Source organism: Micromonospora sp. NPDC005710 (assembly GCF_040630995.1).
Lineage (GTDB): Bacteria > Actinomycetota > Actinomycetes > Mycobacteriales > Micromonosporaceae > Micromonospora.
On record NZ_JBEXYP010000047.1, the window covers coordinates 1 to 9,168 of the forward strand.

Sequence of the window (9,168 nt, forward strand, 5' to 3'; positions counted from 1 at the left end):
GGCACCACTCGCCGACCGCGCGGAGGCCGTCCGGGGTGGGCAGCGGCCGGACGGTGACCGCGCGGAGCACGTCGTGCAGCACGATCCGCACGTCGGCGCGGCCGGACAGGTGCTCATCGACGACGACGGCACTCATCCACGCCCCGAGCGCGGCGCCGACGGCATCGTCCGCGCCGGCCCCCAGCCACCACGCCAGCACGAGCACCTGGGCGTCCTGGACCTGCTCGACGTGACTCCGCGTCTCGACGATGCGGTTGACGGTGCGCTCCCCGCCGATCTCGGTGAACGTACGGCTGGCGGCGGCCACGTCGCCCGCGTGGATCTGGCTGCGCCACAGCCGCAGGCGGACCCGCGTCGACGGGCCCCGATCGTCCCCCCGGCCTTCGAGTTCGACGATCTGCCGGTAGAGCGACTCCACCCACTCGGGTCTCATCGATCGGCCGGACACGCGATGCGCGATGTCCTGCATCGCGAGCCCCTGTTCGGAGGTCAGCCTCTGCACCTCGAAGACGAACGGGGCGGTGCCCGGCCACTCGTCGAGCCAGATGGCGTCGGCGCTGAACGCGCCCGGTGCCAGTTCCCGCCGGGTCGCCGCTGGCGCACGGATGCCGAGGGGGTCCTGGGCGGAGGTCAGTACCTGCTGTTCGACGTCCTGGGCTCCGGGCGGCGGCACGTCGTGGGAGCCCTCTCCGTCGGGTTCGGCGCCGACACCGGCGGCCGTCGACCCGGGATCGCCGAGGGCCTCGATCGGGTCGTCGGGGAGCGCCGTGGTGGGGTCGAAGAGGGGCAGATCGAATCGTTCGGACAGGGCGATGGCGAGGTCGATGGCGTCGCCGCCGTCGGCCTGCCGGCAGGCCGCCAGGATCTCGCCGGGAAGAAGACACCCCGGGTCGACGAGCTCCAGCGCGGTCTCCGCCTCCTCCCGCGACACCCGACCGAGGGTGGCGCGTGCGACGAGGGTGGCCGCGTCCCGACGACCGATCGGCCCCACCTCGACCGCTGTGGACAGTGCCACGCAGGACAGCTCGTCGCCGAGGCCCCGGCCGACGAGGACGACCGCGGCGTTCATCTGCTCGGCGGCCTTCATCAGCGCCGCGAGATCCCCGTCGGCGGCGGCGTCGACGACCTGGTGCTGGAGGTCGATGACGAGCCGGCCTCCGCGCAGGTCGCGCATGATCGTCCAGCAGGCCAACGCCAGCGTCTCCTCGTCGGAGCGGCTGCCGAACGGGTCCTGCGGGATGGTCACACCGAGGACCGGGAGCACGATCCCCACCACGGGATGCCGCGCGGGGACTGGCGGGGCCAACGCCGCGTCGACGTACGCCGTGTCGCCGGCGGGGATGTGCGCGAGGCGGACCCAGACGCCGGCCAGCGCGGACTTGCCGGCGAGTGGGTCACCGACGACGAGCCGGTGGCGGGGTCCGTCGCGCGAGTCCAGCGCGGCGATCTCCTCCTCGCGGCCGATGAGTTCGACCAGGTCCGAGGGCGCGTCGCCACGGATCAGACTGCGCGGAGGCCAGGTGAGGCCGCTGGCGGCGTGCCTGATCTGCATCCGGCGATCGTCGGTGTCCAGGCCCAGCGCGGCACGGATCGGGACGATCTCCGTACCCAGCAGGGCGTGTCCGCCCAGGTCCGTCTGCCGCCCGCGCGTGACGCGGACCATGCCGACGAGCCGGCCGTCCTCGCGGTCGAGCACCGGTGCGCCGCTGTATCCCCGCTGGATCTGCCCTGACCGGAGCTTGAGCCAGGCGATCCCGTTGTCCTCGACGAGACCCTCGTTGACGACGAGCGTCGTCTCGGCGCGTCGGTCGACGCAGCTGACCACCACGTACTCCGCGGCGAGTGCGGGGGGCCGGGTGTCCGGGACGAACCAGAACTCGTCCGCGTCGTCGACGGTCAGGAGGCAGAGGTCGCGCTGCTTGTCCCAGAGCAGGATCGTCGCCGGCTCGTCGACGGCGTCGGCGGACCGGCCGATGCGACGGATCTTCACCGGCCCGGTGCGGTCCAGGCCGTGGGTGGCAGTGGCGATGGCCCGCGGGCCGATCATGAAGCCGGTCTGCGTCACGGAGCCCTGGTGAACGCCGACCAGCCCCGCCCACAGATGCCGGCCGGCCTCGACGTCAGCCATCTCAGTCGGCGAGGTCCTTCCAGGCCAGCTTCAGCTCCACCGCCCCCTCGGCCTTTCCGTCGACGAGCAGCGCCACCGCCTTGCCGTTGGTGATCGAGAAGCCGACGCGCATGGTGACCTCGATCTCCGTCGGGGCGGCCTTGCGGGCGTGTTCCACCATCTCCTCGGCGACCTTGGCCACCTGTCGGGCCACGTCGGTGAGCTTGATCCTGAGTGCCTGGGAGGAGACCTCCTCCTCAGAATCGATTTCCATCGCCAGCGCGGCGAACGTCGTCTCGTCCTTCAACTCAAGCGCTATCAGGTCGGCCTGCATCAGGTCGCTCTCCTCGGTGAGCCGCTGGTCAGTCCCGGTGGCAGCAATTGTTGCGGCGGTACAGTGTGGACACCCTGGGCCGGTCGGCCCTTTCGGTCTCACTCTCCTGGGGTGTTCCAGACCCTAGCGCTCCTCGGCCAGGGGAAAGCCCGTCGATCGGGGCGTCTATCGGATCATCGACACTGTGCGGGCCGACGTTCACAGGTCTGTGCAGTGGGCCACCGTGGCGTCGTCCGGGGTCTGCCCATCGGTGCCGGCGGCGGTCTGCGCCTCGGCCTGCCGGACGCGGGCGATGAGGCTGGCCGGCCCGCCGGCGCGCAGCAGGTCCAGCACCCCCGGCCAGTCGGTCCGGTCGTACGGGCTGACGATGCGGCTGGCACCGTTGCTGAGCAGCACGACACCGGTCAGGGCGGCGAGGGGTCGACTGCCGGTCACCGCCTCCCGCGCCGCGCGCGGGTCGTCCTTGGCGATCCAGTAGCCGCCCGGCTGGTTGCGGCGGGCACGCATCGCGGTGACGCAGGAGGCTCGCACCCGGTCGTACTCGGGTGTTCCCGGGGCGATGCCGGCCAGCGGCGCCCCGCACTCGCGTCGGGCGGTCACCTCGCGCTCATCGGTGACCACGAGCGGGCCCGCGTCGGCCTGGTCGAGGACGAGGAAGGAGTCCGCGAGAAGGAGCCAGTCCAGTCGGTCCTGGTGGGCGCGGACCATCGCGACAGTGGCCTGTGGGCTGCTGGGGTCGGCGATGGCACAGGTGTCGCCGTGCTCGGCGGCGACCTCCGTGATGGCGGTGGCGAGGATCGCGGCGAGGGTTCGTCCGTCGTCACGCGACAGGTGGCCGAGCAACGTTCCGCCGAGTCGGTGCGTGTACCAGGCGACGCCGTGGAAGCAGAGCGACTCGGCTCCCGGAATGCCGGCGCCGTCGAGCAGCACGACGGCGCCCGGAACCGCGCCGACGAAGTCCTCGTTCGGCCGGCCGGCCTTACCGGCGCTCGTGGCCAGGCTGACGTGCACCAGTGGGCTCCTGTCCGAACTCGCGCTGCCGATGTGGATCAGGTGGGGCGTCGGCCGGTGATGCCGTCCAGGATGGTGGTCAGGTTGTGGTGGAAGGTCTCCCGGGCGTCGAGGTGGGCGCCGTCGATGACGAGCCGGGCCACTGTGGGGTATCTGCCGGTGTTCAACATGCGCCTGAGGTAGGGGCCGAGGCGGGCCTGGAAGGCCGCCTCGTCGGTGCCGGTGGAACGTGCGGTACGTCGCTCGGTGACCTCTCTGCGGACCGCTCCGATGACGAAGGCGTTGAGGGCGCCCACCACCCGTTGAAGATCGTCGATGTTGCGAACGGCGGGGGACGCGTCGAGCGCCGAGGCGGTCGCTTCGCCAACGGCGAGCGCGTGGGGCCCCAGGTGTGGCCGTCCGCCGAGCACGTCGGAGAACCACTCGTGGTCGAGGGCTGCCTCGCGGGTCGCGTGGGCGATGGCCAGGACCCGGTCGCGCCACCCGGAGCCCTGCCCCGCCTCGGCGATCCGGGCATAGACCACGTCGACCATGAGGTCGAGGAGCTCCGACTTGTTGATCACGTAGTCGTAGAGCCGCATCGGCCCGACGCCGAGGTCTTTGGCGATCTTGCGTAAGGACAATCCGTCGAGGCCGTGCGCGTCGGCCAGCCCGATCGCGGTTGCGGCGATCTTGTCGCGGCTCAACTGCACCGGCACCGCCCTCGGTTGGGGTTCGGGTCGTTCCCACACCGGAAGCGGCTCGCTGCCGTACGCTGTATCCACAAATACAGTGTACGGTAGCGCCGTGCCACAACGAATTGCGATCGTCGGCGGTGGCCTCGGCGGGTTGACGCTGGCACGGATCCTGCACCAGCACGACATCGACGCGGTGGTGTACGACCGGGAACCGAGCCGATCCGCCCGGTCCCAGGGCGGCTCCCTCGATCTACACCCGGAGTCCGGTCAACTGGCCCTGACCAGAGCGGGTCTCGCCGGCCGGTTCCGCTCGGAGGCGCGCCCCGAGGGCGAGGAACACCGGATCCTCGACCCGACCGGACGCACCCTGGTGCACCACGTGCCACAACCCGGCCATCTCTCCGGGCGTCCCGAGATCGACCGGAGCGTCCTGCGTGACCTCCTGCTCGATGCTCTCCCCGACGACACAGTCGTCTGGGGGCACCGGGTCGTCGCGGCGACCCCCCGACCCGTCGAGGGCTGGGAGCTGACGTTCCACGGCGGCCAACGAACCCCCTGCGAGATTCTCGTCGGCGCGGACGGCGCGCGCTCGGTCGTCCGGTCACTACTGGTCGACGTCGAGATGTCCTACGTGTCGACAGTCGTGGAGCTGACGGTGGACGACGTCGACAGGCGCCACCCCGATCTCGCCGAACTGGTCGGGCCGGGGAATCTGTGGTGCGTCGGCGTGAACCAGATCCTGTCCGCGCAACGTCTGGGCAACGGCAGCCTCCGGGTGGGGATCTCGCTGCGGGCGGAGGGCCGACCCCTCGACACCTACCGCAGCACGGGGGCACTGCTGGACATCTTCGCGGGTTGGGCCCCCCACCTGACCGCCCTCATCGAGGCCGCCGACGGCCCGCCGACGCCGCGCCTGATCGAGGCCATGCCCACCGGCACGCGCTGGGCCAACCGGCCGCACGTCACCCTCCTCGGCGACGCCGCGCATCTCATGCCGCCGGTCGGCGAGGGAGCCAACCAGGCGATGCTCGACGCCGCGGAACTGGCCAGCCAGTTCGCTGCCAACCCCGCCGACCCGAATACGGCGATCCGCGCGTACGAGGAGTCGATGTTCGCCAGGATTCACCCGATCGCCGAGATGTCCGCGCGGGTCCAGGCGATGATGCTCTCCCCCACGGCCGCGGAGGACATCGTTCGATTCTTCACCCGGTCGCCGAAACCGGCGCGCGCAGACTGAGATTCGGCACCCGGCGGACGCGGTCTTCGCGGGAAAACGCTTACCAGCATGCTATTGACGGTCGTCACTGGCTGTCAGTAGCGTGATGCGGGCAGCGAGAAAGCGCTTTCCGACCCTCACCGTCCAACAGGGAGCGCCCCCATGCCCCGACACGTCCGTGCCTTCTGCCTGATCCTGCTCGCCATCGCCACAGTGGTGAGCACCACCACCGCCCTGCCCGCCGAAGCCGCCCCCCGATTCCGGGTGCTGGTCTTTTCCAAGATCACCAACTTCTACCACGACTCGATCCCGGCTGGCGTCGCCGCGATCCAGCAGCTCGGCACCGCCCACAACTTCGAGGTCGTCGCCACCACCGACGCGGCCGCCTTCACCGACGCCAATCTCGCCACCTTCGACGCTCTCGTCTTCAACAACACCAACTCGCTCCCGACCTCGGGTGACCTGCTCAACGCCAGCCAGCGGGCCGCGTTGCAGACGTTCATCCGCAACGGCGGCGGGTGGGCCGGCCTGCACGCCGCCTCGGCCAGCGAACGCGACTGGCAGTGGTACGAGGGCCTGGTCGGCACGATCTTCGACTACCACCCCGACTTCTCGTCCACCGGCGGCACCTTCCCCGGCCGGGTGAAGGTGCTCGACCGGGCGCACCCGTCGACGCGCAACCTGCCGGAGCTCTGGGAGCAGAGCGAGGAGTGGTACAACTGGCGGACCAACCCGACCGGAAACGTGCACACCCTCGCCCAGATCAAGGTGCGCGACGGGATCAACGGCCTGGACGAGGGCGTCGACCACGCGTACTCCTGGTGTCAGCGCTACGACGGCGGCCGGTCCTGGTTCACCGCCGGTGGGCACTCCAGTTCCCAGTTCAGCAGCGCGACGTTCCTGGAGCACCTGCGCTACGGCATCGAGTGGGCGGCCGGCGCGGTCGCCGGTGACTGCTCGGCCACCAGGACCAGCAACTTCGAACGGGTGGGGCTGGTCACCGAGAACCTGGCCGACCCCTTCGAGCTGGCCGTCGGCCCGGACCGAAAGGTCTACTACATCCAGCGCACCGGCGCGCTCAAGGTGGTCAACTCCGACACCCTCCAGGTCACCACGCTGCTGGACTTCGCGTACACCTCGGCGATGACCGACCAGTCCGACGGGCTGCTCGGGATGACCCTGGACCCCAACTTCGCCAGCAACGGCTGGATCTACCTGCTCTGGTCGGACAAGACCCTCAAACAGCTCAACCTGTCCCGGTTCACCGTCGCCAACAACAGCGTCGCGCTCTCCTCGGAGAAACGCCTGCTGGCCGTCCCCACCTACCGGGGCGAGGGCCGGGCCAACTCGCACATGGGCGGGTCGCTGGCCATGGACGCGGCCGGGCGGCTCTACGCGGCGATCGGCGACAACACCGACCCGTTCGCCTCGAGCGGCTACACCCCTGTCGACGAACGCGCCGGCCGCGCCGCCTGGGACGCCCAGGGCACCGCCGGCAACACCAACGACCTGCGCGGCAAGATCCTGCGAATCACCCCACAGGCCGACGGTACGTACACGGTGCCCAGCGGCAACCTCTTCCCGGCCGGCACCGCGAGGACCCGGCCGGAGATCTACGCGATGGGTATGCGCAACCCGTTCCGGATCACCATCGAGCCCCAGACCAACGCGGTACTGGTGGCCGACTACGGGCCAGATGCCCGCGCCGCCGACCCCAACCGTGGTCCGGAGGGGACCGTCGAGTTCAACCGGATCACCGGCGCGGGCAACTTCGGCTGGCCGTACTGCGTGGGCAACAACATCCCGTTCAACGACTACAACTTCGCCACCAACACCTCGGGGGCGAAGTTCACCTGCGCCGCGCCAGTGAACAACTCACCGAACAACACCGGCCTGACCACACTGCCGGCGGCGAAGTCCGCTCTGGTCTGGTACGCCTACTCCGCGTCCACCCAGTTCCCCGAACTCGGCACCGGCGGTGGCGGGCCGATGAGCGGCCCGGTCTACGACTACGACCCGGCCAACACCCGCACGACGAAGTTCCCGGAGTACTTCGAGGGCAAGTGGATCACCTACGAGCTGACCCGCAGGTGGTTCAAGACGCTCTCGATCCACAAGACGGCGCAGACCTTCAGCAACGCGCGCTTCGGCCCGACCGCAGTGGGTGACCTCCAGTCGATCAACGGGATCTTCGACAACATGAGCTGGATCCAGCCCTTCGAGGCGGAGTTCGGCCCGGACGGCTCGCTCTACGTCATCGACTTCGGCGAGGGCACCGGCAGCGGTCGCGGCGGCAGCAACGCCGGCGCGGGCATCTACCGGATCGACTACGTGGCCAACGGGCGGCCACCGACCGCGAAGGTCGCCGCCACCCCGGACAGCGGACGCGCGCCGCTCACTGTCAGCTTCTCGTCGGCCGGCACCACAGCGGGTGACGGCACGGCCCTCAGCTACGCCTGGGACTTCACCAACGACGGCACCACCGACTCCACCGCCGCCAACCCGAGCTTCACCTACTCCACCGCCGGCAGGTACACCGCCCGGCTGACCGTCCGCAACAGCGGCAACGGGCTGACCGCCAACGCGGTCACCGACGTGGTGGTCGGCAACACCCGACCCACTGTGACCATCAGCGTGCCCGACGGCGGGTTCTTCGACTTCGGCGACAAGATCCCGTACACGGTGACTGTCACCGACCCGGAGGACACCACCATCGACTGCGCCAAGGTGACGGTGCAGACCCAACTCGGCCACGACCAGCACGCCCACCCGCTGGACGTCTACACCGGCTGCTCGGGGCTGCTCGCCACCGAGGCGGACGCCGGTGACGGGCACGGACCGGGGCAGAACCTCTACACCCTGATCACCGCGCAGTACACCGACGGTGGCGCGGCCGGCGTACCGGCGCTGACCGGCTCGACCCGCGTCCAGTTGCAGCCCAAGAGCAAGGAGGCCGAGCACTTCAGCTCCCAGTCCGGCGTCACAGTGAACGACCGGGCCACCGCCCGCGCCGGCAAGCGGCTCGGCGAGGTCGACCACAACGACTGGGTGGCGTTCGGGCCGGCCGACCTGCGCAACATCGGCTCGGTGACGCTCGGGGTGACGAACGGCGGGCTCGGTGGCACCATCGAACTGCGCACCGGCTCACCCACCGGCACGCTGGTCGGCAGCGCCACCATCGGCTCGACCGGTGGGTGGGACAATCTGGTCTCCCCGACCGTCACGCTCACCAACAAACCCACCGGGACGACCACCCTGTACGCGAAGTTCGTCAACGCCGCCCAGGTCGGCGGCACCCCGGACCTGATGGCGCTGGACTGGCTGCGGTTCAACGGCGCCGGGGTCAAACAGGAACCGGGCGGGACGTTGTCAGTGGCCGCCAACCCGACCGCCGGCGCCGCGCCCCTGACCACCACGCTCACCGCCACCGCGACGGCGCCGTCCGGGCAGAGCATCACCGACTACGCGTGGGACTTCGGTGACAACAGCACCATCACGCACGGGGCGACGCTGCGGTCGACGGCCCATGCCTACAGCCGCAAGGGGACGTACACCGCCCGGGTGACCGTCACGTACACCAGCGGAGAAACCCGCTCGCTCAACCTGACCCTCACCGTCACCTGACCGCAGCGCGGGGCGGGCGGATTTCCGCCCGCCCCGCGCGAACGAACGCCCCGCCCGCGTCGATCTTGCAGTTTCGGTCGTCAGTACGCCCGGAATGCCCTGATGCGTCACGACAGGAACCGCAAGATCGCGGAGAGTACGACCCGGCAGTGCCGGGTGTTGCATGGCGGTGGCCGGGCAGAGCGTGGGGGGGTGCGCC

The 9,168-nt window shown here is 70.3% G+C and carries 6 protein-coding genes; 2 read left to right on the forward strand and 4 right to left on the reverse strand.

Annotation, left to right across the window (positions count from 1 at the left end):
• The 4 genes from ABZ406_RS30515 to ABZ406_RS30530 all read right to left on the reverse strand — a co-directional run.
• Positions 1 to 2,128 (reverse strand): serine protease (locus ABZ406_RS30515; protein ID WP_357768970.1); only part of this gene is annotated, 2,128 nt, incomplete at its 3' end.
• Between the two features lies 1 nt (position 2,129).
• Positions 2,130 to 2,441: a CU044_2847 family protein gene (locus ABZ406_RS30520; protein ID WP_357768972.1), complete on the reverse strand. Its 312-nt coding sequence runs from the start codon at positions 2,439 to 2,441 to the stop codon at positions 2,130 to 2,132.
• 198 nt (positions 2,442 to 2,639) lie between these two features.
• Positions 2,640 to 3,452: a hypothetical protein gene (locus ABZ406_RS30525; protein ID WP_357768974.1), complete on the reverse strand. Its 813-nt coding sequence runs from the start codon at positions 3,450 to 3,452 to the stop codon at positions 2,640 to 2,642.
• 38 nt (positions 3,453 to 3,490) lie between these two features.
• Complete coding sequence (locus ABZ406_RS30530; protein ID WP_357768976.1) at positions 3,491 to 4,216, reverse strand: TetR/AcrR family transcriptional regulator C-terminal domain-containing protein; 726 nt, start codon at positions 4,214 to 4,216, stop codon at positions 3,491 to 3,493.
• A gap of 22 nt (positions 4,217 to 4,238) precedes the next feature.
• Here ABZ406_RS30530 and ABZ406_RS30535 point away from each other — a divergent pair, with 22 nt between their 5' ends.
• Both ABZ406_RS30535 and ABZ406_RS30540 read left to right on the forward strand, forming a co-directional pair.
• Positions 4,239 to 5,366 carry an FAD-dependent monooxygenase gene (locus tag ABZ406_RS30535; RefSeq protein WP_357768978.1) on the forward strand — a complete coding sequence of 376 codons (1,128 nt, stop codon included), beginning with the start codon at positions 4,239 to 4,241 and terminating at the stop codon, positions 5,364 to 5,366.
• Between the two features lie 141 nt (positions 5,367 to 5,507).
• Positions 5,508 to 8,969: a ThuA domain-containing protein gene (locus ABZ406_RS30540; protein ID WP_357768980.1), complete on the forward strand. Its 3,462-nt coding sequence runs from the start codon at positions 5,508 to 5,510 to the stop codon at positions 8,967 to 8,969.
• Positions 8,970 to 9,168 lie beyond the last annotated feature (199 nt).